The following is a 23,464-nucleotide window of genomic DNA, read 5'->3' as shown; positions in this document are numbered from 1 at the left end:
TAGCTTTCCATCTTATTCATGTATTTTATACATGAAACGGTAAAAACATCAATTCACGGTCGGCTTCTCTGTAGCCCGCATCTCAGTAATACTTTGCATAATAAGTGCAGTAGCTTCATTCAAGGCCTCAGGTGATTTGTCATCTTTGTAAGCAGACAAATCAATAGGCGCCCCGTAAATAATCTTTGTCTTTCGGAAAAGCTTATATTCCCCTACGATGGCTGCTGGTACGACCGTAGCACCACTGCGCAGTGCAAAGCTTGCTGCACCACGTTTAGCTGCTTCCGCATCAGAGTTACGAGTGCCTTCAGGGAATATACCCATCACTTCGCCATTGCGGAGAATCTTCAGTGATGTCTTAATCGAATCTTTGCTTACGCCGCCCCGTTTCACCGGGAATGCTCCAAGCTGCGTAACTAACCAGCCAAACACCGGAATCTTAAACAGCTCAGCCTTGGCCATAAATTTGACCTGCCGCTTCACATGAATACCTACCGAGATCGGATCCCTTAGGCTGATATGATTGGCACAGATCAGTACTCCGCCCTCCGCAGGAATGTTATGTACACCGACGGACTCAAACCGGTAAAGCACGGCGAACAAACCGCGAACCACCGCTCTGCAGAACACATAAATCATGTCTTATTTCTCCCCATCCATTTGAGATATACAGTAAGAAAGTATCGTATCGACAACCTGATGAATAGTCATCTGTGTCGTGTCCAGAACGATTGCGTCCTCGGCACAGCGCAGCGGCGACACCTCACGTTCCTCGTCAAGGCGGTCACGTTTTGCGATATCCATTTCAAGTTGTTCCAGTGATACTCCTTCCGTTTCACCCAATTCTTTAAACCGGCGGAGAGCTCGTTCCTTGACACTGGCCGTCATGAAAATTTTGACTTCGGCATCTGGCAAAACCGTTGTTCCAATATCGCGTCCATCCATTACGACGCCTTTACGCAAAGCCATTTGTCTTTGGAGATGAACCAACTGGGTGCGAAGTCCTTCAATCTGCGCATATTGGGACACTACCGAGCTGACCTGGTGCGACCGGATGTAAGGCGTTACATCCTCCCCGTTCAGCAGAACCACCTGTCCATTTTCATGCGGTTTTAATTCAATTACCATATTTTGTGACATCTGAAGCACTTTTCCGTAATTTTCTGACGAAATTCCTTCATTCAGCATAAACCACGTCACTGCCCGATACATAGCTCCCGTATCAACATAGATGTACTGAAGCCTGTTCGCCACCATACGGGCAATCGTGCTTTTGCCTGCCCCTGCAGGTCCATCAATGGCAATATTTATTCTGTCAATCTGACCAGTCCCCTGCATAATCAACGGGGCATTCCTCCTCAAACATGAGCCTCAAGAAAAAAGCAGGCATTGCCTGCGACGTGAAAATTATACCACACTAACTAGAGTGATGCAAAAAAGAAGGCTTTTTTTCATCCATCCAATCCTTTACATTTCGGGTGTCGACCGGTACTCCTTCCATTCGATACACGGAGGATAGAAACGGTCTGACAGAGTCAATATGCAGCAGAAGCTGGACGATCAGCACCATGATTCCCAGCCAGGGGAGACTCTTCAGTACCAGTTGACCCAGATAGTTCGCGTAATTAAAAAGTTCTTCTCCTGTGCTGAAATTTTTATCGTCAGGACCCGTCATTTTGGGCACCACCTTTACCTTTTTCAGGTTAGCGTGCCGCTACGGGTTCTAATTTATTCTAGCGATTTCTAAAATCAAACTGTCTTTCAAAGCAAAAGCGTATTAGCTTCTGCCTTTCCATATCTACAATACTGTTAAACTTGAGCATAATCAGGCTTCTTGTATTCGGAAGTTTTTTCACTCTAACCACTTCACTTTCAAATGGCACATGCTCCAAAAAACCGTTCTTGTACGGGACAAGCAGCCAACAGGATAACAAGTCGCCCTCTCTAAGCTTTTGATCAGATTCGACATAAAATGAAACGCCTCCACCGCCAACGTCCTCGGTTTTGGATAAAAAACGTCTGCCGTCATTGTAACTTACAGCAATCTCCAGCTCAGCCTGGACCCGGAGGAAACTGCGTCTTTGAATTTTCGTGATTTCTTCCGGATCAGGTTTTCGGATTCGCACCATACGAATTACATCCTCATGAAAACCCAATACATAGGAGTTAAAAAAGTTCTTCACTCCACCTTCAGTCAAAAAGTATATGGACAACTCGTCCCCCATGTACAATTTTTTCAAACGGCCTGTTCTCTCCTGTAATGGGACCTCCATATAAATAAAGTCATCATGAATTTCAGAAATTCTCGATTTGTACACATGACTGGCTTCTTTCTCGTCCCCGGTATCAATCTGAATGTACAGCACTTCATTAACTTTAGGATACAAACCTTTCACCTTCTACCTGGATAATATCAACAAAATTTATTATAACATGTGCGATTGGCGGTGAAGAATAAATTCTTAATTTAAGGGGTCGAACCAAACACCAAACAGGCCACCAAGAATGATTCTCGGATGGCCTGATTCTTTTAACTCCATTTAACTTATGCCAGCTTGTGCATCTTTGACAACTTCCACCGTTTCTTCCAATCCGGTATCCGCATTTATATACAATCGATATTGAGATCCGTTAATCCTTCCGCCAATCTCATAGCAAAGTGTATCCTCGTTCCGATCATTTTTGATCAGAGCTTTGCGGTTGTAAAGCTCTTTGAAATCTGTATTCAATGTCTTTCTGGCTTCAGCAAGATCTATCTTTGCTTCTGGTATTTCTCGGTTATCTTTATGCTCATAGACGAAATCACTTGCTTGAAAACCGACAACTTCGCCATTATCCAAAGCAGATCTAACTGTCATTTTTTCCGGATAAATTAGCACTCCATCCTGTTCACGAACAAAAGTGAAGTTCACGAGATTATCGTAAGGGTCGGCGGAGACTGCCTTCATATTCCGGTATCCTTTATTTGCAAGAAATTGATCAGCCTTGTTCATGGCATCCTCAACTGAAACTTTCTTCGCTCCAACCTCGCGCTCGTCTGTGTAGGAAGTGAGCAGACCGCCATTACGCGTGAAATCCATACTCAGCGGTTTCCCATTAGGAGATTGTACTTTTGCGGTATAGGACTCCCAATCCGTTCCTTTACCGTTTTCGGTTACCTGACAGCTCGCGTTATTACCTGCATCAGCAAACTTAAGTGCTTTTCGAGTAATATCCTCCTCCGTCACAGGCATTCCAGAGAGCATTTTCACAGAACGTTGTTGATACATACTGCTTACGGATGGACCCCAATCAAGCTCAGGGTATGTTTCCACCTTTTTGTTAACGCTTTTGAACCCGTCAATAATGGTATGGTCCGCATGTCCCTTTTGTTTTGACAAGGCGGTGTCAACGTCCAACCAACGTAGATTTTTCGCGATGACGGAATTCTGCACTTTCTGAAGATCCTTTGTAATTTCACCGGAATTGGTGTAAAGCGTCTTTAACGTTTTCACCTCATTCTCTGAAAGCGGTTCTTTTGTCATGTCACGGACACCCGTTTTGTAAGAGAAGTTCGCAATTCTGGATAGAAACTCATCCGTCTTGCTGAATGGCAGCATCGTAAGAGGCAGCTGGCTGATCTCGCTCTGAGCTTCACTAGTAATGCGCCATACGTTCATCAACCCTTTACGGTGCATTCCCTGAGAAGCTGAGTTAACCGCCAACGTGTTACCGATTTCCGAATGAATACGGTCCATATGAAAAGACAGATCATGGAAAGCCCGCTGATATTGGTTCTCCGCATTAATCGCAATGGCATCACGTTCCCCCTTAACCTGGTTCCCCCACACTAGTGAGCCGATAAGCAGAATTGTAACTACAGGGAATAATACGGCACTTATTCTTTTATACATGTGGCTAAAGTCTCCTTTCTTCTATTCACTGCCGTTAGTTTGACTAGAAGTAAGAAGTCTTATTCATTATCTATAAAACATAAATCTTACGAATTCAGAAATCTTCCTCGATCTCAAACCGATTCTTATTATTGCACAGGCATTGTTTAAATCCCGTCTCGATACGTCCATGCTCTTTCCTACCCCGCAGTACAAATCTCTCTCCACACTCTTTGCAGCGAATTTTCACTTTAACACGCAACAAAAAAGACACCTCCATCGTCCATTCCCCGGCTCACAGCCGGAGGCCATACGATGAAGTGTGTCCTTAATTGTTAGGTTTTAACCTCTTCATCCCGCTTAATCATGCGGAAAGGTGATCGGTTATTTGCCCGTGATATTTTACCCATTCCTCCGTACCACAGAAGAACCATTAATGGGATAATAAACCATAACCAGTAATGAGTCATCATACTGAGGATTAAGTCGTAAAGTCCATGCCACATCCAAGGTAGCAGCAGGGAAAGAAGCAGAAAACCCCTACTTGACTTTCCATCGGTGAACTTTGCATGTCCAATGTAATACCCCATTATGACACCAAACATTGCATGTCCTGACACCGGCAGCAAAGCACGAATCATCATTGGACCGAAAGCAGCCTGACTGTACCACGCATACATGACGTTCTCCACTGTAGCAAAACCCAATGAAATTGCTGTCGCATAGAGAATGCCGTCGTACGGTTCATCAAACTCTATATGGTTAAAAATAAGATGATATAACACAAACCATTTCAAAAACTCTTCCACACCCGCTGAAATGATCAGAGAATTGACCACCGGGTTATCGCCAAACCATAATATCATTCCCCGCTGCAATATCATAACGGGAAATACGATTAGAAATCCGAGCAAAAATATTTTAACGACGATATGCAGCGGTTCCTGATCATACCTATCCTTCAGGTAAAAATATGTGAGCAAGGCGAGACCCGGCGCCAAAGCAGACGCTATGATCGAGAACACCAGCACCGAATTTCCCCTCCGTTAGTTGCGGGCCTGTAGTCCGGCCGTCTCGCATGCCCACATTGCATTATTTGCTGCGCGGAAAATGGTTGCAGATCGTTTGTACCGCTTGCTGAGGCATAACAACTTTTCCATATTCCTCCAACACAGCTTCTGTTACCGGAGATGAATTCCCGAATTCGGCCAACAAAGCGATAATTGCAGCCTGTTTCTCACTGTTTAACTGCTCGGGATCCATCCATAAAAACCATTTATCCAAATAGTGATAGAGCGTGCCAGCCCCGTCGACTAAATCCTTCAACATATGGGCGGCTTCAATAAGCACCTCGAAATCGCTAAAAGCATATACGATGCTGCCGCTTTGTTCCAAAGTTACTTCCATTTCATAAATCTCATCAGGCATTTCATCTTCCGACAAGCCGCCAAAATGATGATCGTACTTTCCTCTCGTTACAATAACCACCATCCCTTGAGCCGGCAGAGCGAACACTTCAACGGCTAATGGGCCTGTGGCATCAAATCCGAGCTCACTGTATGCTTGATCCATCATTTCAGTAAACAGGTCATACACTTTGGGTATTTCCTGCCACATTTCTTCCTTCTGGATCCCACGCTCACTCAGATCGTCAAACGTGAGGAAAATCCGTATCTTATCTTGACTCAAGCGCTCTATTTTCATGACAGGATCCTCCTCTGTGAAACAAAAAGTTATAACAACTTATGATTTTTGGATAATGACGTGCTAAAAATGGTTTTATACTTTTGATTTTATCATTTAATATCCACAAATGCACGTAAATATGTACCTGTAAAAAAAGAATCATTCCAAGGGACCACACATTCCCCGGAATGATTCGAATTCGGCCGTATTGTTTACAAACCCGGTATGACCGTATGTGTTTCTTTAAGAATTTGTTCAACTTCATGCTTGATGTCAGGATTACTACGGATGAAGTCTTTGACCTGCTTCAGGTTAGTTGCCTTCGAATTAGTCGATGCCTGTACCCCATGCTGATTTCCCGAGGAATAACTGGATGAATCAGATCCGCCTGGACTGGGACGCACGCTTTCTTGGCGTCCACTGCCCTGATTTGAATTACAATTCATCATCTTTTCTTTCGCAGTACCAGCCAGATTGCTAAGATTTGCTCCCTTTAACATTGAGGCGAATGACATATTGCGATTACGGGAGATCATACGGTAAGCTGCAGCACCGAAAATAGCTCCGTATAGAAATGACGAAGTCTTCACAAATATTACCTCCTTCTATGATAAACTCATGACTAGTGTTCACGGATTGGTAAAAACTCATGCGGCATAAATACAGGAAAGTGAGATGGAATCATGGTTAAAAAGACAACGGCGCTGCTACTTGCAGCCAGCTTATTGCTTAGCGCTTGTGGATCAAAAGAAGAAAATCATCATCAACCTCCTAAGATGCCTGCCGGCAACGAATCGACAATGAACCAAAGTAATGAGACTCCGAATGAAAGCCAGAATACTGTCGAGGCACCGAACAAGGATCCGAACCCTAACGAAGCAACTACAACAGATCCAACGGACAAAAATGAAGGTGAGACTGATAAAAATCAGAAGGAGCAATCACCTGTACAACCTCAATATCACATGAACAAGGTATACAATATTGTGCCTAATGACGAGGTAACCGAGAAAAAGGTTGTTCTGTTGACTTTCGATGATGGACCTAAGGATAAAACGATGATTAATAATCTTATCGATACTCTGGATAAGCATGATGCTAAAGCCATCTTTTTCGTCAATGGCTATCGTGTAAAACAAAATCCTGAGCTTTTGAAGCTGATACATGACCGAGGTCAGATTATCGGCAATCATAGTTGGGACCATATCGATCTGAGAAAGCAGAACTTTCAGGAAACAAAAAAACAAATTGAGGATGTACAAAAAATCGTCATGAAGACCATCGGAGAGAAACCGAAATTTTTCCGACCTCCATTCGGCTCCGGTGGAGATGATGTCAAAAAAATCGCAAAAGATAATAACCTGCTCTTCATGACCTGGTCTAACGGTTCCCTGGACTGGGAAAGTAAAAGCAAAAACAACCCTGATGCGGTCATTAATAACGTTATGGAACAGCTTCATCCCGGAAGCAATATTCTCATGCATGAGCTTCCTTGGACCGTAGAAGCACTGGATACCCTTCTAACCAAGCTGGAGAAAAAAGGTTATAGCTTCGTGGATCCACGAAACATTGAGCCAAAGATGAGGTAATCTCATACGGACGGTCTATATAAAAATATAAGCCTTGAATCCTCCCACATAGGATCAAGGCTTTTTTTGCAGTGTGATAAGATGAAATTCGGACGGACATCCTAAACGAAAAGGAATATGAGAAGTGCCAAATCCCCGGCTGATCAGCAACCGTACATTGGAATGAAGCGAAGAAGCTGTAGAAGGAAAATTGTACCAGCCTGCACTGTATTTCTTGTAAAACCCTTCCAGACGTACAGCTCCTAGCAGCGGAAGAATGATTTGTCCGCCATGAGTGTGTCCGGATAAGATCAAATTGGCAGAAATATTTGTCTTTTCTTGAATCCAGATTGGATCATGGACCAATATGATATGATACTGTCCTTTTTTCGGACACCCCTTAAACGAGCTATAGGGATGTTTACGTGTTGCAGGTTGCATTATACCGCTCAATGCGATGGATTCACCATTTTTATCCAGCATCAGGGTCCTATCTTTCAATAAAGAGGTACCGGTATCGTTCAGCAGCTCTTCGATGGACTGCCTTCCTGCCTTTAGATCATGATTACCGAGAACCGCATAAACAGGCGCTATCCGGGACAAAACTTCAAGATTATGGCGGACTCGGTTCCAAGGAACACCCTTCTCCGTAATATCTCCACCTAGTAAGATGCAGTCAGGTTTTAAATTCAGTGTTTGAAGCCTCTTCGCTGAAAGCTTTCGACGGTGAATATCGGACATAAACAAAATCCGGTAGTTTTGGAATGAAGCGGGAAGCATATCTGATCCCACGGTTTCTTTCCATACTCTGTAACCGTAAGCTTCTATGCTCATCCAGCCAAATGTACCAAGGGCAATAGCCCCTGCTGCTATACTTAACCATACAATCAAAGTATTTCCTCCAGCGGCGGTGCACCGATTAGCCCCCAGATGAGCAGACCGGCCATCAATAGGATAAAAAGTACGATTAGTGTATTGACAAACCACTTGCTCATTCTTACCCGTTGTGAGGGGTATGTACTTGTTCTCGAAGGTGGGACTTCCTCCTCTGGAGAAGCATCATTACCCCTTAATTTAGCTGATCTTGTTCTGCTCAGTCCCTCTATTTCCTCGCTTCCTTCGGAAGCGTAGGGAGCGTGTTCCATTCCCGCTTTATGTTGGGATCTTGCAGCCGCTTTATTTTTTTTCCGGCCTTTGTGTCGGCTCTGATGTCGTTCCATTCTGCTAAGCTCGTTCATTATCTTCTTTCCTCCGAAAACGAATCACCATTCCTGATATTAAATCAATGGCAAAATGACAAATAATCGGGGCCCAAAGTGTGCCTGATTCGATATAAATATACCCTAGCCCATAACTGCTCAAAAACACCCAACCTGTCGGAATCCAGTGTTTTAAGTAACGTACATGTATGAGGGCAAACAAAATACTGGTCCAGTAAGGACCAAAAGCATGTTGAATCGCTCCACGGAACAGAAGCTCTTCACACACAGATACTATAAAAGCAATGATTACGATATGCCACACTGGCCTTTTTCTAAACAGCATTTCATTAATTCCACCGTCATCCATGCTGTTTTCCGGCACAATTCTGGACAGAACCATATCGATCAGAAACATCGACAATGCAAGCCCCAGACCCCACAGGGCAAACTGACCGTTTGAAGGCAGAGCAAGCAATTGAAAAGGATTTCGGTCCTGAAACAATATCCAGATTAAGCCGACGATAAGTGTTAACCCCTGAGTTAAATATAAATTAATCAGCAGCAGCCGATCGTTTAATTGATGCGGCTCAATTTTTTTGATTTTGATTTTGAATTTTTTCATGATAGCCTGCCTATCTTTATTGTTGTTAAAATAATTAATAACATGTGTGTCGAAAATACGAGATATATAGAGCAGTCGAAAATTAGGTGGGCATAAGCATCATAGCAAATAAAACGCCCGTATTACAAGGCGCGAGCCTTTCAGGGACACTTATCATACCTTTCGTTGCACTCACAAATACCTATTGACACGATTCAAGACACATGATACATTATGAAAAAATTAATCGACTAAAACCGATGATGGAAAAAAGACGCTTCATACGTCTCCAGAGAGCCGATGGTAGGTGCAAATCGGCGACGAAAAGTGTGCTTGAGCGATCCTGAGATATTTCGCTGAATTTCAGTAGGCGTAATCGGATGATATCCGTTACCAATCATGGCCTGAAAAGGCCGTTTGAGGCTGCCTGTCATGGCAGTGAATAAGGGTGGTACCACGAATAACTCTCGTCCCTTACTACGGAGGTAGTATGCGGATCGAGAGTTTTTTTATGGACTTTTTTCTTTGCTGCATCACCGCGTCGCACGAGCCTGGGTTTAACGGATATACGCACTTTGCGTAATCCTTATTCATATTTAGCAGCACATTACATTAGAGAGTACTGAGGAGGAAGAGAAACCATGTTTAAAGTATTGGTATCGGATCCGATTAGCGACTTGGGTATCCAGCAGCTGATGGATGCACCCGATGTGCAGGTAGACAAAAAAACAGGGCTCACGGAAGATGAGCTCACTGCCATCATCGGTGAGTATGACGGACTTCTAGTCAGAAGCCAGACTCGTGTCACAGAACGAATTATGAATGCAGGCACTAAACTTAAAGTAGTAGGCCGTGCCGGCGTCGGGGTGGATAACATCGATTTGGAAGCTGCCACTAAGCGCGGTATTGTAGTCATCAATGCACCTGACGGCAACACGATCACCACAGCTGAACATACTTTCGCTATGATGATTGCTTTAGCCCGTCATATTCCGCAGGCTTATGCCAAGACTGTATCCGGCACATGGGACCGTAAATCATTCTTAGGGGTAGAACTTCGTAACAAGACCCTCGGTGTAATGGGAATGGGACGTATCGGCAGTGAAGTTGCCAAACGAGCCAAAGCTTTCGGTATGAATATTCTTGCATTTGATCCGTTTCTGACTGAAGAGCGTGCAGATAAATTGGAGGTAAAACTAGCATCCGTTGACGCCATTATCCGCAATGCGGATTTCATTACCGTCCATACGCCACTTACTCCAGAAACAAGACACATGATTGCAAGACCGCAGTTTGAAGTCATGAAACCAGGTATGCGTATCGTGAACTGTGCACGTGGTGGAATCATCAACGAGCTGGCGCTTGTTGAAGCCATTGACGAGGGCATTGTAGCTGGTGCTGCATTCGATGTATTCGAACATGAGCCTCCACAACCAGATCACCCGTTCTTGAAACATCCTAAAGTCATTGTTACTCCTCATTTAGGTGCGTCCACTGTTGAAGCACAGGAGAACGTGGCTATCGATGTATCCGAACAGGTACTGAATATCTTGCGGAACGAACCGTTTAAAAATGCAGTTAACTTCCCTCTCGTAGCAGCAAGTGTAATGAGCAAGCTGCAACCTTACTTCCCTCTCGGGGAAAAACTTGGGAGCGCCGCTGCTCAGATTACTGCGCATGCGGTTAATGAAATTCATGTGGACTACGCTGGTGAACTTGCCGAAGTGGACAATCAAGCTCTGACCCGCTACATCGTAAAAGGCGTGCTTGAACGCCATCTCGGCAGTGAAGTAAACATCGTTAATGCAATGCACCTTGCGAAGAGCCGCGATCTACACGTTGTCGTATCTCAGACACCAAAAACTAAAGGCTTCACCAATCTGGTGACCGTCACGTTGAAAACGCAAAACGGAGGCGAGCGCCTGGTTGCCGGCACATTGCTGCATGGTTATGGCGAGCGTATCGTGCGTCTTGATAAATTCCCAGTTGATATTGCGCCGGAGGGACATCAAATTTTGATTTCCCACAATGATAAGCCAGGTATTATCGGACGAGTTGGTACTCTCCTTGGTGAAAACAACGTCAATATCGCTTCTATGCAGGTTGGCCGTAAAGTAATCGGCGGGGAAGCTATCATGTTCATCACTGTTGATAAAGATGTACCAAAGGACGTTCTTGTAAAACTTACTGGGCTTCACGATCTGAATACCGCACAAGAAATCGTACTTACTTAATGAACTGTAAGGCCCCCGGGACCAGGTACTAACACCAGCTTATTGCCTGTAACGGGGGCTTTAATATGATTATTCCATCAAGTCTCAAAGTGTGTCCTTTGTTCCACGTAGAACAAGATTAATGTTTATCGTTCAACAAAAAACACCCTCGTATTCGAGAGTGTTTTTTGTTTTTTGTAAATAAATGATGTTATTTTACCAATTCCGCCGGAATAAAGAGGGTAAATTCAGTTCCTTCTCCAACCACACTGTTGACGGATATCGCACCTTTATGCGATTCTACAATATTTTTTACAATAGCAAGTCCGATTCCAGTACCTACAGATTCTCCACGTACACGGGCTTTATCTGCTTTATAAAACCGGTCAAACACAAATGGAACATCTTCAGAAGGTATCCCTACCCCCTGATCGGAAATTACGATTTTGAGAGCAACGCCGGACTGCAGATGCACCCGGTCTGCTGTAATACGGATAACCTTGCCTTCTGGTGTGTGACGGAAAGCGTTATCCAACAGATTCGTCAACACTTGTTCCAGCTTGTCTTCATCCGCAGAATCTAAAGTCAGATCAGGGTGCAATTTGTCTAAACGCAACTCGATATCCCGTTCTTTTGCCCGAACCGCAAATTTCCGGTACACTCGCTCACACAGATCACCGGCATCCATTTGGCGACAGAGTAGCTCCGAATGACCAGCCTCCATTCTCGTTAGATCCAGTAGGTCTTTTACTAACCTTCCCATACGAAGCGACTCTTCATGAATAACCTGAATCAGTTCTTCACTCTCCTCCGGAGAAGTCGCCATACCGTCCAGGAGCGCTTCACTGTAACCCTGCATCATCGACAGCGGAGTACGGATTTCATGGGAGACGTTCGCGATAAAGTCGGTACGCATCTTCTCCAGCTTCACCTGCTCTGTGATATTGCGCAGAACTACAACAGCACCACGAATCACATCATCCGAGTAAAGAGGTGCCATGTGGGCTTCCCAAACTCCTTGCTTTACATGCAGGTCTGTACTTTGGTCTTTGCCTTCTTGCATGGTTTTGTAGAACAAAGCGCTAAGCGGCTCAGGCATGACATCGGCAGCCCATCCGCCCCCTTCTAGGTCTTCATCCCATTGCAGACCCTGCCAGGTTTTCATGATATCCTGACCGGGTGGATTCACCAAAATAACATCACCATTATTATCAAAAGTAATCACTGCATCGCTCATACTGCGCAGCACACTAGCCAAATGCTCCTTTTCATGGTTCAGACTCCGAATCGTTGTTTCCAGTTCAGCGGCCATGTGATTGAAGGTGTTGGCCAGTTCGCCAATCTCATCACTGGTGACAAGATCCAGCCGCGTTCCATACTTACCCTTACGGATCGCATTAGCTGCCTGAATCAGCTTCTGCATCGGCTGTGTGATCTTAGTAAGAAGAAACAACCCAAAGAAGGTCGTCATCGAAAAACCGATAATCGACGCATACGTAAATAACCTTTTGATATCTTCGGAATTTGTAAATACGGTATCAATATAAGGAAGCAGAAACAGTCCTAGTGTCAGCAGGACACAGGCAACAAGACATGTAATCGTAATCCACAGCTTGCCGACGAGTGATCTCCAGAAGTTCACTTACTTGGGAACCTCCAGTTTGTAACCTACTCCCCATACTGTCGTAATCATCGCTGCAGCTTCTGCTGATACCTTGTTAAGCTTCTCACGCAGACGCTTGACGTGAGTGTCTACTGTACGGAGATCTCCAAAAAATTCATAATTCCAAACATCCTTTAGCAATTCTTCACGAGAAAACACCTTATCCGGCGAAGAAGCCAAATAATGTAATAATTCATATTCTTTCGGCGTCAAACTAATTTCCTGTCCCCCGGCAGTAACACGATGGGCATCATGCTCAATCACAAGATGAGGAAATACGATGCTATTGCTTGGGTTTGTTTCTTTTGACAAATAAGCTGTCGCTGATGAACGGCGCAAAATCGCTTTAACCCGATAAATAACCTCTCGAGGGCTGAATGGTTTCACAACATAGTCGTCTGCTCCAACTTCAAAGCCCTGAACACGATTGATTTCTTCGCCTTTTGCCGTCAGCATCAGAATCGGGGTGGATTTCACCTGGCGCAGACGAGAACATACCTCAACGCCGTCTATGCCGGGCAGCATGACATCCAGCAGAACCAGACCGTAATCTTCGTTGGTCGCCTTCCGAAGAGCTGTTTCTCCATCCTCAGCTTCATCGATTTCATATCCTTCTTTTTCAAGATACATTTTCAGTAAGCGCCTAATACGTTCTTCATCGTCTACCACCAAGATGCGATTTCCATGCTCTGTCATCGGTAACAACTCCTTCATCATCATAGGGAAAATCAGAACGGTCCTCATCCATCTCAATCGAGGACCCTTCTGAATTATTATCACAATCTGTATTACATTAACATATTAATCCGTTCCGGCATAGGAATGGAGGCCTGCAATAATCAAATTGACGCCAACCAGTGTAAACATAACAACTATGAAGCCGATTACGGTAAGCCACGAAGATTTCTTGCCCTGCCATCCTTTGGAGAGACGCAGGTGCAAATATACACTGTAGAAGAGCCACGTAATGAGAGCCCATACCTCTTTCGGATCCCAGCCCCAAAAACGTCCCCACGCGATATCAGCCCAAATCATTGCAAATATAAGACCGCCGAGAGTAAAGATCGGGAAACCGATTGCGATGGCACGGTAACTGATTTCGTCCAGATCATCCGGATCCAGCTTGTTCAGTACCGGTTGAATCACCTTGGCAATTGGTCTGCGAATGACAAGCCTTAACAGCCCGTATAAGATAATCCCGCTAACTACCGACCACACTACAGTATTAAACTTACGACCCGCATTAATGCCGTGCATCCATGAAGGTGCTTCAAACAGCGGGGATTTCATCCCAAGGAATGGCTGCATGCTAATCGTCTCACTGTTGTATGGTGCAACCAGTGGAGGCATATCATAATCCACTTTTACTATTGTACTAGTTTCTGTCGCAGGGTCAATATTTGTCTGGTTAAACTCGGCATGATAACCTGCAGCCCGGAAGCTGTATACCGATACGATAAAGCCAAGCAGAACAACAATGGCAAACATGCACAATTCAAGCCAACGCTGCTCTCGGCGTGATTGTTTGTCCTTTTCGTTAAAATTGACCGTTCTTAGCAGATACATTAAACCCGCAACAAAACCTACAGCGAAGAATGCATCACCGAGCGCAGCCAAAGTAACATGAATGCCCAGCCAATAGGACTGCAAAGAAGGAATAAGCGGCTGCACTTCCTGCGGAAACACGGCAGCATATGCCATAATCAGAATGACGAGCGGCAGTGCAAACAAACCGAGCATCGATTTTTTATAAAGAAAAAACAATACCAGAAATGCAATCATGATCGCCATCGATAGGAACGTCATGAATTCATACATATTACTCACAGGTACATGACCTGATCCCGCCCAACGGGTAAAGAAGTAAACCAGATGGCAAATCAGGCCTATGGAAGCTGTAACGAACGCAATCTTGCCCCATTTCGTTACGTGGGCCTCTGGATCTCTTTTTCTAAAACGCTTTCCCAATACGGCCATGCCGTAAAAAGTAAACGACAAACAATAAAGTAAAAACGCAACAATAAAAGCGTCGCTGCTAAAATCCACTAGACTCATGGTTTACTCCCCCTGTTATTCTCCAATGACTTCTCATCCACTTCGATGTCCATTTGCTTGAGTACTGCCGATATTTCCCGACGCAATACGAACCAGTTCTTATTCGTATGCGCTCCCAAGGTCAGTACTCCGTTATCGATACGCAGCCATATCCGGCGATGCTGAAAATAGAAGCCCATGATCAGACCTAGCATGCCTATTGCGGCTCCAATCCAGATAAACGGCATCACTCTATCAATACGTACGTTCAAGTAGGTGATGGATTCGGATAAATCGACATCCTCCATGCTTTTCACATCTAAGTTGAGAGGCATCGTTCCTCCAGCTAACTGACTATTAAGTGCATCTTGTTGGAAACGTTCTTTATCTATTTGTTTCGGGAAGTAAAAATACTGAATTCCGCTCTCTGGCAGATCAGGTCCATGAATCTGGAACAAAAACGCCGGGGCATTCGGATTGGATGACAAATTTGCAGGTTCACCTTTGTCGTTCAAGCCGAAGTCCGAATATTTATATTTTAGCTTGAGTGTATACGGTCCAACCTTATATTCTCGCTCCGGATCTCTAATGTTCAGATTAAACTTTCCATACTCTTCACCCGTCTTCGTATTTAGAAGCACTGGAGATACGGAGCGAAGAACCGGAGTCAAGTCATAGTCATACTGGTATGCCCTGAGTCCGTTATAATTCAGTGGATCGTTTACATGAATCGTGTGACGGGCGACTTCCTTCAGCTGAGGCTCTTTGGTAAGATCATCACAGTCGGTTTCACACATATAAAGAATGGCCTTCGTTTCAAATTCCTTAGGTAACACTTTGCCCTTCCCTTTGAACTCATCAGGCATATCGTCTTCTGTATAAAATTCCACGGAGAAATCATCATTTTTCAAATAATAGCTCGTATCCGGAATTTTTTTCGCTTCGCCCTCAGGAAACCCGATATGGACGTCCATATGCATTCCAGGCAAGCCTCTTGCAAGCACAGCCAGAAGAAATACAATCAGACCGATATGAAGAACGTACGGTCCCCAACGGCTGAAACGCTGCTTCTCCGCCAGCAGTGTGCCTCCGTCGGTACGGACACGGTACCCTCTTTTGTGGATAAGAGGCTTAACGCGCTCTACCCATTCCGCTCCGTCTCCGGACACCTGTGTCTGATAAGTTACCTTTTGACGGGTAAGGAAAGACATATGTTTCGGTATCTTCTGCCGGCTCAGTGCTTTATAAAGCGGCAAAACCCGGTCTATGCTGCAAATGACGAGAGAAGCACCGATCATCACCAGCAGCAGCACAAACCACCAAGACGTATATGTATGGGAAAGACCAAGCAAATAATAAATATGTCCTAATTGTCCATACTCTTGCTTGTAATAGACAGACGGGTCGATGTTCAGAAACGAACTTTCCTGTGGATAGATTGTACCCAGCATGGAACCGACCAGCGTCATAATAATCAAGTAGATAGCAACTTTGACGGACGAAAAAAAGTTCCAGACCCGGTCTATGACTCCCGGATTTGACTTTTGTGAACGGCGCGCCACACCGTCATACCGCATTTCCAAAATCGGTTGAGCATTCGCTTCCTCGGTCAACGGCTTTCCGCAGGCTTCGCACAACACAGTACCTGGCGGATTCTGATGTCCACATTCACATTTGGTGTTCGTAATTAAAGGCTTTGATCCCAAGCTCATTTAGCATTCACCAACTGTTCAATTTGTTTATCAAGGGTGCTCAAGTCCAGCTCTCCGATCGTAATGTTAACGATTTCGCCTTTAGACGACACAAAATAAGTTGCCGGCATAGCGCCAACTTTATAGTCCCCTACGGCCTCACGGTTCGGATCCATCAGTATGGGGAATTTCACACCGGTTTGATTAACAAAATTTTCCACTGTCATTTTGTCTTCCCCAGCATTTATACCTATAACTTCGACTCCCTGACTCAACCATTTTTCCCGCTGGGCCTGGAGGGCAGGCATTTCTCTCACACAAGGCGGACAGTACGTTCCCCAGAAGTTAATGACTTTAGCTTTGCCGTCATAGTCCTTCAAGGTATGCACTTTTCCATCGAGTCCTAACAGCTGAAAGTTAGGAGCCTTGTCGCCCTCCTTGGGAATTCCATCATTACCCATAACAACGGTAGCCACAGCATAAGCACCCAAAAGAACAATAACCAACAGTATGATGATTTGAACCGTTTTTTTTGATTCGCCCATTTGAGAAGCAGCATCCTTTCTATGACATTCATCATATCGTTCGCAACAGGTGTGAACATCCTATGAACAATTATAACGATATTTGTCATAAATGCTGCATTCCAATTTGAATATTATGTGTCAGGTTTTAACTTTTTCTTCTCTGGCTTCCTTCCGGTTTGGCCGACTTTGCCATCTGCCGCAGCGTGTTGATTTCGTCCGCTGTCAGATGACGGTATAGGCCTCGCTTCAGGTTTTGCAGTAGTAAGTCGCCATACGAAATCCGTTTTAGACGAATAACCGGATGTGATATCGCTTCGAACATACGGCGTACCTGACGGTTGCGCCCTTCATGTATCGTAATGGAAATGACGGACTGTTTATTATCCGGATCAACATCCTTATACTCAACCTCTGCGGGCGACGTCATGCCGTCTTCCAACATCACTCCCTGACGCAGCTTGTCCAGTTCAGTTCCGTGCGGTACCCCTTTGACCGTAGCCAAGTAGGTTTTAGGCACATGATACTTCGGATGGCTGAGCAAATTTGCAAATTCTCCATCGTTCGTAAGCAGCAAAAGGCCTTCCGTATCATAGTCTAGCCGCCCGATCGGATACACGCGTTCTTTCACGCCCTTAAGATAATCCGACACGATTTTGCGGCCTTCCGGATCGGAAGCGCTCGTGATGACACCTTTTGGTTTGTTCAGCATGATATAAACCTTTTTCTCATTCTTGATCGGTTTGCCTGCTACCGTGATCATATCTTGATCGGGATCCGCTTTCGTGCCGAGCGCGGTTACGGTCTCCCCGTTTACCTGCACCTTTCCTTGCAAAATCAATTCCTCGCACTTGCGACGGGATGCTATCCCTGCTTGTGCCATAATTTTTTGTAATCTCTCCATGTTCGTTAGGTCACCTCATTCTAATGATACCCATCGACAGGATAAATCACAAGCGCATTCCAAGGAAAATATGCTCCGGGGCAAGTTTCAGAGTGCGGAAACAAGTATAGCGGGGAAATCGAATAGAGCCGTGACAAATCCGAAATGATCTTGCAGGCAGTAAAAAGCTGCATCTTTTGCTCGATATTCATGGCATCATAATCTCGGTTGAAATCACCTTCCAGGCAAATGTGTATTTGCTCAGAATGTTTAAGCACAGGCGAAACGGAGACAGACCCATCTCTTTGAACAGTAAAATCCCATCTCTCTTTATTATGATCCTGTTCACAAGCAGAGTGGTGTATGACAAAACCTTCAAATTCCATATCATCACCTCATTATGCCTTTCTGAATGTATCAGTATATGATGGCATCCGAGCTGAGGATATGGACATTCATCCCTATAACAACACAAGCGTAAACGGCTTCGCCGTTTTTAACGGCAAAGCTTACGTTTCGCGAAAGAAATTTATACTTTCTTAAATTTTAAAAAGCCCGTTTATCCGAAGACAAACAGGCAAACAGCGATAGCAGCTATAAATCCGACCACATCTGAAAATAATCCAACCTTTAGAGCATAACGCCCATTACGGATACCTACCGCTCCAAAATACACGGTCAACACATACAGGGTTGTATCCGTACTTCCCTGGATTGTGGAAGCAATCCTGCCAATCATGGAGTCGGGGCCATATGCCCGAATCAGCTCTGTCGTATAGGCCAAGGATCCTGTGCCTGTAAGCGGACGCAAAATGCCTAAAGGTAGTATTTCACTGGGAACACCGAGCCACTGCAAAAAGGGGGCTGTCCAACCAACCATAAATTCCAAAGCTCCAGAGGAGCGGAAAACGCTAATGGCAACCATCATGCCAACCAGATGCGGAATGATCGATATTGCGGTTGAGAAACCGTCCTTAGCTCCATCAACGAATGATTCGTATACCGGTACCTTTTTCGTATAGGCGTATAACGGGATAAACGCGATAATGACCGGGATTGCCCATGCGGATATTGAATTGATCCACGCCAGCACCTGTCCTCACCCTTTCCCGCTAACATTTGCACTGAGACCATTTCCGGCACCGGGCGGCTTTGTTCGCCGGATCGTGAGTGCTCTAAACCAACGGTCGGCAGCAATGGCCGCCAAGGTTGCTACCGCCGTAGCAAGTAGTGTGGTACCTACAATCTCCGCGGGATTGGCAGATTGATAGTTCATCCTTATGGCAATCAATGTTGTCGGAATAATTGTAATGCTTGCCGTGTTTAGCGCCAGCAAGGTGCACATCGCTGGAGTCGCCGTATCTTTATCCGGGTTCAGCTTTTGAAGTTCCTGCATAGCCTTAATTCCCATAGGTGTGGCTGCGTTGCCAAGACCGAACAGATTAGCGCTCATATTAGACAATATGTACCCCATTGCGGGGTGATTCTTAGGTACGTCGGGAAATAAAAAGCGAACGAGTGGACCCATGAGCTTAGCCACCTTGGCCAGCATGCCAGAGTCTTCAGCCAGCCGCATCATCCCGAGCCAGAAGACAAGAACACTGATCAATCCAAACGAGACCGTCACACCCGTCTGAGCTCCATCAAAAGCGGCTTTTGTGACACTATCGATATTTCCGTTGACCGCGGCGAAAATAAATCCGATGAGGATCATACCCATCCATATCACATTGATCATTTCTCTCTCCCCCGTTTCTTTCCTGCTCCCAAGCTCCTCTCCCTGAAGCTCGAAACTGCTAGTTAGCTCCTCTAAACATCAATCTCAGAATTTGACCCGCCGTCTGCCACAGTGAACCTTTACTATTGTCGCGTGCCAGAGCCGTCTTTTCCCTCTGATTGGTGATGTACTCCTCAGGTAGTCTGCTTCCTTCCACAAATACAGGCACCCGGCCAATCATATTTCCATCCAATGTAAACTCTACAAATCCCCGAAGCCCAAAGCTCAAATCAGGGTTGCTTCGTTTATCCAGCACAAGCTTTTTGATTATTCGTTCCTCTTCGCCCTTTGCAAGGGCGTATGAAAAGCCAGTCCCCGTTACAAGGGAATACCCCTGAAGCTTCTGCCCTTTAACAGTTAACTGCGTTATAGGATATTGGGCAAAACCGTAATCCAGCATCTTGGAATGATCATTCCAATCGTTACCGTCATTCAGTGTCACTGCCGCAATCTGCTGGCCGTTACGAGTGGCCGAGCTGACCAGGCAGCGAAAAGCCTTTTTCGTATATCCCGTCTTTACGCCATCCGCCCCTTCGTAAAAACGGAGCATTTTATTTTTATTGTCCCACTTGTAATCCCATTTCTCATTCGGATTTGGCGCCCGCTTTACGGGTGTTTTTACAATTTCACGGAATTTCGGATTTTTCAATGCATAAGCGGTTAACTTGGCTAAATCATTGGCAGATGAATAGTGCTCGTCGTGATCAAGCCCATGAGGATTCATAAAATGAGAGTTGCTGAGTCCAAGCGCAGTTGCTTTCTCATTCATCATAAGCACAAAACCTTCTTCGGATCCTCCAACATGCTCTGCGATAGCCGAAGCCGCATCATTTCCAGAGCGCAGCATCAAACCGTAGAGTAGATTTTCCAGTGACATTTCCTCTCCAAGTTTCAAAAACAAAGATGAGCCTTCCTTGGCAAACGAATTCTTGGTTACCTTGACCGGATCTTTTAAATTTCCCCGCTCAATAGCTACAATTGCCGTCATGATTTTGGTCAAACTAGCAATTCTAAGACGTTCGTCTCCCTTCTTGCTGTACAGTATCCTCCCTGACGTGACGTCGATCAATGCAGCGGCCTGTGCATGGTTTGATGGCGGAACGGGCTCCTCACTCTGAGGTGCCGCATACACTGATATCGCCGTACTAAACAGAAGAACCAAAGATGTTACCCATAGGAACATTGACCTGACTGAAAAAAGGTTATATCGATTCATAAATTTATCCTCCGGTGATCAGAAATCTTGTACAAGTATATGCAGAATTTGCTGGGGGTATGTCCATCTGCCGAATCCGATCCCGTTTATACCATAAGTTCGGTCGTGAAAGAACAACAAAGATCCCTTCCGGCCTAATCGGAAGGGATCTGCGTACAGATTAGTTCGAAGTCTGCGCTGCGTTTTGGGAAGAACTAGAACTATTGGATCCACTCTGAAACATCGATTGAATTTGCTCGAGAAGATAAGGGGTCGCATCAATCATACGTTCAAACAGATGCGTCTGGTTATCCAATGGAACGATATGAACGCCTTCCTTGCCAACAACGAGAAATGCGATAGGTCGAATGGAAACACCACCACCACTACCACCGCCGAAAGGGAGTGAGCTCTGTTGCTGCTTGTCTCCGCCCGTATGGCCGCTGCTGCCATTTTGCGTATTGTAGTCACTACCGCCTGCTGCAAAACCGAATGCCACTTTACTAATCGGAAGGATTACAGTTCCATCTGGTGTATTAACAGGATCGCCAACGATGGTGTTGACATCAACCATGGCTTTAATATTTTCCATTGCTGTTTGCATTAACCCTTGTATAGGGTGATTTGACATGATGACTCCTCCTCTGCTGGTGTAAAATAAGAACTTCCCTGCACTTTTAACAGTTTGCTCGGATGATCAATGTAATATGTATGAGTTTTTATTGCCGTTTGGTCAAAAAATGTAATAACACAAAAGACGCCCTACTTTTTAGGGGCGCCTTTAGTTTGAGAACCTTTTTGGCTGTTACCTGGTTACTTTTCACCTGCTATCTGTACTTCAATATCCCGTGCTTCATCCTTGTACGTATAGACGCCCGGATTGATCTGGATATCACTGTTTTTAGGGATATTCCGGTAAACCTCTATTTTTTTACCGATCGGATTCGGTCCAGACGGATTCATCTCTGGCCACAATAGTGAATCTGAGCCAGCTATCTTCAATGTGGATTGATTTGTTCCTTTAAATAAAGGCGACGGAGATTCCGATTCTACAACCAAATCTTCTCCATGCCAGTAATAAGTGTAAACAATGTCGAACCCTTCTTTCATTTGAACCGTAGCTTCCTGTTTATCAACACCTGGATTCGGGAGTGGTATCCAGTTATCCGACATATTTCGCTTTGTCACTTCTGCTCCAGAAAGAATGAGCGTCATCGGAACGTTGGACCAGTCTTTAAACCATTCCGGTGAATCAAAGGCAAACAGCCCATCAGTTGCACTGTATTCTCCGTTTACCATTTTAAGCGAGGTGTTGCCCGAAAGAATCTGTTCTCCTGCCCTTAATTCAACATTGTTAAAACGTACCCGCTCAAATGTTTCTGAACCTTTATCGTCTCTCTGGAACGGAATCTCGATACTCAAAGGTGTAATATTGATTTCACTGAGTGTCATGCCGGTCTGCTCCTGCAACCTCTTATCGGACTGCAGAGCTTTACTGTACAATGTTTCTCCGGCCTTTTTCCCGTCCACTTCAAACTGTAAACTCCATGTCTCATTAATCTGTTTCGTTTCTTCCAGGTATTTAAAACTGAAATCAGCGTTACGTAGCTGCTCATCCGTTAGCTTATAGATATCTTCGTACACTAATTCCTCACCTTCGGGCGGAAGCATCGTTCTACTTTCCGTTCTTACAACTTCACCGTTCTGCGACATTTCCATGCGGGGATCCCAGTAGGAAGCCACCCAAGGATAAATCCTCCGGTGGCCTTTTGAGACATCTCCTTCTTGAAGTCTTTACATATCACGTTGTCCGGTCAGCCTTAAATAAGGTGTTCTGCCAAATCTTCATTCCGCCTTTGACTTTCAATACTCGAATGACAAGTTTCAGTCCGGCACTGATGGCTCTACCACAGGAAATGCGGGCTACACAGCTGAAATCGGTCGACAATTGTGGCGGTCCGTTAAACTCAGGTAATACATGCAGCTGAGGTGTACTTTTCATCCTAAGATGAAAAGATAACCAGCCCAAGATCGTATGTTTCACTCCCCATACAGTACCCGCAGCTACTGCAGTTTCGGCCGCATTATCAAGGGCAAGAGAGGTAGACCAGCTGATCTCCGATAACCTCACATTGGACATCGTGTTTAGAAACCAAGCTTTAAAACCGTCAGTCGCCTGAAACAAATGCCGGTAGTCATTGAATCGAAGCTTCTGAAAATTTGAGTCTTCAATAAAATCTTGGCTGGTCCCTTCGGATTGATTAGAGAAATATTTGACTGTGTACTCAATGCCATTATTACTTAGCATAAAAGGCACTTCAATCCGCGCATTCACCAATCCGTATAGCATCCGAATTCTGACAATCATCCTGTATTCTTTACTTCGAAGTATAAGGTGCACTCGAATCGTAACGGTGGACGCCATGACGAGGATAAGCAGAGCAACCAATATAAGCAGCACCAGTATTAGTAGAATAAGCCATATCCCCACACTGTAACCCCCAAACATTGTTAAACACTCTTGGCTTAGTATGGCAAAACATCCGTAAAATGAT

The 23,464-nt window shown here is 44.9% G+C and carries 26 protein-coding genes and 1 other annotated feature; of the genes, 2 read left to right on the top strand and 24 right to left on the bottom strand.

All coding sequences use genetic code 11. The annotated features are described in order from the left end of the window. Window positions 1-48 precede the first annotated feature (48 nt). From MNQ98_RS11000 to MNQ98_RS10965, 8 genes are all read right to left on the bottom strand, one after another. A complete protein-coding gene (locus tag MNQ98_RS11000) occupies window positions 49-639 on the bottom strand; it encodes a lysophospholipid acyltransferase family protein (protein ID WP_241933203.1) in 591 nt (196 codons plus the stop codon). A 3-nt stretch (window positions 640-642) separates the two neighbouring features. Next, a complete protein-coding gene (gene cmk / locus MNQ98_RS10995; protein WP_241933898.1) occupies window positions 643-1,338 on the bottom strand; it encodes a (d)CMP kinase in 696 nt (231 codons plus the stop codon). A gap of 79 nt (window positions 1,339-1,417) precedes the next feature. Then, window positions 1,418-1,675: a hypothetical protein gene (locus MNQ98_RS10990; protein ID WP_241933202.1), complete on the bottom strand. Its 258-nt coding sequence runs from the start codon at window positions 1,673-1,675 to the stop codon at window positions 1,418-1,420. 58 nt (window positions 1,676-1,733) lie between these two features. Continuing rightward, the gene (locus MNQ98_RS10985) at window positions 1,734-2,387 is read right to left on the bottom strand and encodes a flagellar brake protein (RefSeq protein ID WP_241933201.1); all 654 of its coding nucleotides are present in this window, start codon (window positions 2,385-2,387) and stop codon (window positions 1,734-1,736) included. Between the two features lie 153 nt (window positions 2,388-2,540). Next, a complete protein-coding gene (gene ypeB / locus MNQ98_RS10980) occupies window positions 2,541-3,893 on the bottom strand; it encodes a germination protein YpeB (protein WP_241933200.1) in 1,353 nt (450 codons plus the stop codon). A gap of 314 nt (window positions 3,894-4,207) precedes the next feature. Continuing rightward, complete coding sequence (gene prsW, locus MNQ98_RS10975) at window positions 4,208-4,903, bottom strand: glutamic-type intramembrane protease PrsW (RefSeq protein WP_241933199.1); 696 nt, start codon at window positions 4,901-4,903, stop codon at window positions 4,208-4,210. A 61-nt stretch (window positions 4,904-4,964) separates the two neighbouring features. Next, window positions 4,965-5,576, bottom strand: a complete 612-nt coding sequence (locus MNQ98_RS10970; protein WP_241933198.1) for a genetic competence negative regulator — start codon at window positions 5,574-5,576, stop codon at window positions 4,965-4,967. Window positions 5,577-5,770: 194 nt separating this feature from the next. Continuing rightward, on the bottom strand, window positions 5,771-6,148 hold the full coding sequence (locus tag MNQ98_RS10965) for a hypothetical protein (RefSeq protein ID WP_241933197.1): 378 nt from the start codon (window positions 6,146-6,148) through the stop codon (window positions 5,771-5,773). Window positions 6,149-6,241: 93 nt separating this feature from the next. Here MNQ98_RS10965 and MNQ98_RS10960 point away from each other — a divergent pair, with 93 nt between their 5' ends. Further along, window positions 6,242-7,147, top strand: coding sequence for a polysaccharide deacetylase family protein (locus MNQ98_RS10960; RefSeq protein ID WP_241933196.1), 906 nt, complete (start codon window positions 6,242-6,244; stop codon window positions 7,145-7,147). A gap of 54 nt (window positions 7,148-7,201) precedes the next feature. Here the strand turns inward: MNQ98_RS10960 and MNQ98_RS10955 are convergent, their stop codons facing one another. Genes MNQ98_RS10955 through MNQ98_RS10945 form a run of 3 tightly spaced genes read right to left on the bottom strand, consistent with a single transcriptional unit; the run spans window position 7,202 to window position 8,950 of the window. Continuing rightward, entirely contained in the window at window positions 7,202-8,017 is an 816-nt protein-coding gene (locus MNQ98_RS10955; RefSeq protein WP_241933195.1) for a metallophosphoesterase, read from the bottom strand. Continuing rightward, complete coding sequence (locus MNQ98_RS10950) at window positions 8,014-8,364, bottom strand: hypothetical protein (protein ID WP_241933194.1); 351 nt, start codon at window positions 8,362-8,364, stop codon at window positions 8,014-8,016. Before MNQ98_RS10950 ends, MNQ98_RS10955 begins: the two co-directional genes overlap by 4 nt. Next, on the bottom strand, window positions 8,351-8,950 hold the full coding sequence (locus MNQ98_RS10945; protein WP_241933193.1) for a CPBP family intramembrane glutamic endopeptidase: 600 nt from the start codon (window positions 8,948-8,950) through the stop codon (window positions 8,351-8,353). Before MNQ98_RS10945 ends, MNQ98_RS10950 begins: the two co-directional genes overlap by 14 nt. 230 nt (window positions 8,951-9,180) lie before the next feature. Continuing rightward, window positions 9,181-9,407: a binding site (T-box leader), on the top strand. Window positions 9,408-9,570: 163 nt separating this feature from the next. On the opposite strand from MNQ98_RS10945, the gene serA reads away from it, so the two are divergent. Then, entirely contained in the window at window positions 9,571-11,163 is a 1,593-nt protein-coding gene (gene serA / locus MNQ98_RS10940; protein ID WP_241933192.1) for a phosphoglycerate dehydrogenase, read from the top strand. 190 nt (window positions 11,164-11,353) lie between these two features. Here the strand turns inward: serA and MNQ98_RS10935 are convergent, their stop codons facing one another. The 13 genes from MNQ98_RS10935 to MNQ98_RS10875 form a co-directional block, all read right to left on the bottom strand. Continuing rightward, window positions 11,354-12,784, bottom strand: a complete 1,431-nt coding sequence (locus tag MNQ98_RS10935; RefSeq protein WP_241933191.1) for an ATP-binding protein — start codon at window positions 12,782-12,784, stop codon at window positions 11,354-11,356. Next, entirely contained in the window at window positions 12,785-13,501 is a 717-nt protein-coding gene (locus tag MNQ98_RS10930) for a response regulator transcription factor (RefSeq protein ID WP_241933190.1), read from the bottom strand. A 105-nt stretch (window positions 13,502-13,606) separates the two neighbouring features. After that, complete coding sequence (ccsB, locus tag MNQ98_RS10925) at window positions 13,607-14,860, bottom strand: c-type cytochrome biogenesis protein CcsB (protein WP_241933189.1); 1,254 nt, start codon at window positions 14,858-14,860, stop codon at window positions 13,607-13,609. Then, entirely contained in the window at window positions 14,857-16,551 is a 1,695-nt protein-coding gene (locus MNQ98_RS10920) for a cytochrome c biogenesis protein ResB (RefSeq protein WP_241933188.1), read from the bottom strand. Before MNQ98_RS10920 ends, ccsB begins: the two co-directional genes overlap by 4 nt. Then, window positions 16,548-17,075, bottom strand: a complete 528-nt coding sequence (locus MNQ98_RS10915; RefSeq protein WP_241933187.1) for a redoxin domain-containing protein — start codon at window positions 17,073-17,075, stop codon at window positions 16,548-16,550. The genes MNQ98_RS10920 and MNQ98_RS10915 overlap by 4 nt, the downstream gene beginning before the upstream one ends. Window positions 17,076-17,202: 127 nt before the next feature. Beyond that, entirely contained in the window at window positions 17,203-17,958 is a 756-nt protein-coding gene (locus MNQ98_RS10910) for a pseudouridine synthase (protein WP_208914582.1), read from the bottom strand. A 20-nt stretch (window positions 17,959-17,978) separates the two neighbouring features. Then, complete coding sequence (locus tag MNQ98_RS10905) at window positions 17,979-18,323, bottom strand: N-acetylmuramoyl-L-alanine amidase (RefSeq protein ID WP_241933186.1); 345 nt, start codon at window positions 18,321-18,323, stop codon at window positions 17,979-17,981. A gap of 173 nt (window positions 18,324-18,496) precedes the next feature. Beyond that, on the bottom strand, window positions 18,497-19,030 hold the full coding sequence (locus MNQ98_RS10900; RefSeq protein WP_277883739.1) for a spore maturation protein: 534 nt from the start codon (window positions 19,028-19,030) through the stop codon (window positions 18,497-18,499). Between the two features lie 6 nt (window positions 19,031-19,036). Next, complete coding sequence (locus MNQ98_RS10895; protein ID WP_241933185.1) at window positions 19,037-19,675, bottom strand: nucleoside recognition domain-containing protein; 639 nt, start codon at window positions 19,673-19,675, stop codon at window positions 19,037-19,039. Window positions 19,676-19,733: 58 nt separating this feature from the next. Then, window positions 19,734-20,930, bottom strand: coding sequence for a D-alanyl-D-alanine carboxypeptidase family protein (locus MNQ98_RS10890; protein WP_241933184.1), 1,197 nt, complete (start codon window positions 20,928-20,930; stop codon window positions 19,734-19,736). A gap of 160 nt (window positions 20,931-21,090) precedes the next feature. After that, entirely contained in the window at window positions 21,091-21,540 is a 450-nt protein-coding gene (ytfJ, locus tag MNQ98_RS10885) for a GerW family sporulation protein (protein WP_241933183.1), read from the bottom strand. 182 nt (window positions 21,541-21,722) lie between these two features. Beyond that, window positions 21,723-22,652, bottom strand: coding sequence for a hypothetical protein (locus MNQ98_RS10880; protein WP_241933182.1), 930 nt, complete (start codon window positions 22,650-22,652; stop codon window positions 21,723-21,725). Between the two features lie 58 nt (window positions 22,653-22,710). Next, window positions 22,711-23,400, bottom strand: a complete 690-nt coding sequence (locus tag MNQ98_RS10875) for a DUF2953 domain-containing protein (RefSeq protein WP_241933181.1) — start codon at window positions 23,398-23,400, stop codon at window positions 22,711-22,713. Between the last annotated feature and the right edge of the window lie 64 nt (window positions 23,401-23,464).

Source organism: Paenibacillus sp. N3/727 (genome assembly GCF_022637315.1).
Lineage (GTDB): Bacteria > Bacillota > Bacilli > Paenibacillales > Paenibacillaceae > Paenibacillus_AQ > Paenibacillus_AQ uliginis.
Note: the sequence above shows the minus strand (reverse complement) of the source record. Positions and strands in the feature narration are given on the sequence as shown.

Bases quoted from the DNA above. Each gene is read 5' to 3' on its own strand.
- MNQ98_RS11000 (WP_241933203.1), bottom strand. From the start codon at position 639: ATGATTTATGTGTTCTGCAGAGCGGTGGTTCGCGGTTTGTTCGCCGTG.
- cmk (WP_241933898.1), bottom strand. From the start codon at position 1,338: ATGCAGGGGACTGGTCAGATTGACAGAATAAATATTGCCATTGATGGA.
- MNQ98_RS10990 (WP_241933202.1), bottom strand. From the start codon at position 1,675: ATGACGGGTCCTGACGATAAAAATTTCAGCACAGGAGAAGAACTTTTT.
- ypeB (WP_241933200.1), bottom strand. From the start codon at position 3,893: ATGTATAAAAGAATAAGTGCCGTATTATTCCCTGTAGTTACAATTCTG.
- MNQ98_RS10970 (WP_241933198.1), bottom strand. From the start codon at position 5,576: ATGAAAATAGAGCGCTTGAGTCAAGATAAGATACGGATTTTCCTCACG.
- MNQ98_RS10960 (WP_241933196.1), top strand. From the start codon at position 6,242: ATGGTTAAAAAGACAACGGCGCTGCTACTTGCAGCCAGCTTATTGCTT.
- MNQ98_RS10950 (WP_241933194.1), bottom strand. From the start codon at position 8,364: ATGAACGAGCTTAGCAGAATGGAACGACATCAGAGCCGACACAAAGGC.
- MNQ98_RS10945 (WP_241933193.1), bottom strand. From the start codon at position 8,950: ATGAAAAAATTCAAAATCAAAATCAAAAAAATTGAGCCGCATCAATTA.
- serA (WP_241933192.1), top strand. From the start codon at position 9,571: ATGTTTAAAGTATTGGTATCGGATCCGATTAGCGACTTGGGTATCCAG.
- MNQ98_RS10930 (WP_241933190.1), bottom strand. From the start codon at position 13,501: ATGACAGAGCATGGAAATCGCATCTTGGTGGTAGACGATGAAGAACGT.
- ccsB (WP_241933189.1), bottom strand. From the start codon at position 14,860: ATGAGTCTAGTGGATTTTAGCAGCGACGCTTTTATTGTTGCGTTTTTA.
- MNQ98_RS10920 (WP_241933188.1), bottom strand. From the start codon at position 16,551: ATGAGCTTGGGATCAAAGCCTTTAATTACGAACACCAAATGTGAATGT.
- MNQ98_RS10915 (WP_241933187.1), bottom strand. From the start codon at position 17,075: ATGGGCGAATCAAAAAAAACGGTTCAAATCATCATACTGTTGGTTATT.
- MNQ98_RS10910 (WP_208914582.1), bottom strand. From the start codon at position 17,958: ATGGAGAGATTACAAAAAATTATGGCACAAGCAGGGATAGCATCCCGT.
- MNQ98_RS10905 (WP_241933186.1), bottom strand. From the start codon at position 18,323: ATGGAATTTGAAGGTTTTGTCATACACCACTCTGCTTGTGAACAGGAT.
- MNQ98_RS10895 (WP_241933185.1), bottom strand. From the start codon at position 19,675: ATGATCAATGTGATATGGATGGGTATGATCCTCATCGGATTTATTTTC.
- MNQ98_RS10890 (WP_241933184.1), bottom strand. From the start codon at position 20,930: ATGAATCGATATAACCTTTTTTCAGTCAGGTCAATGTTCCTATGGGTA.
- ytfJ (WP_241933183.1), bottom strand. From the start codon at position 21,540: ATGTCAAATCACCCTATACAAGGGTTAATGCAAACAGCAATGGAAAAT.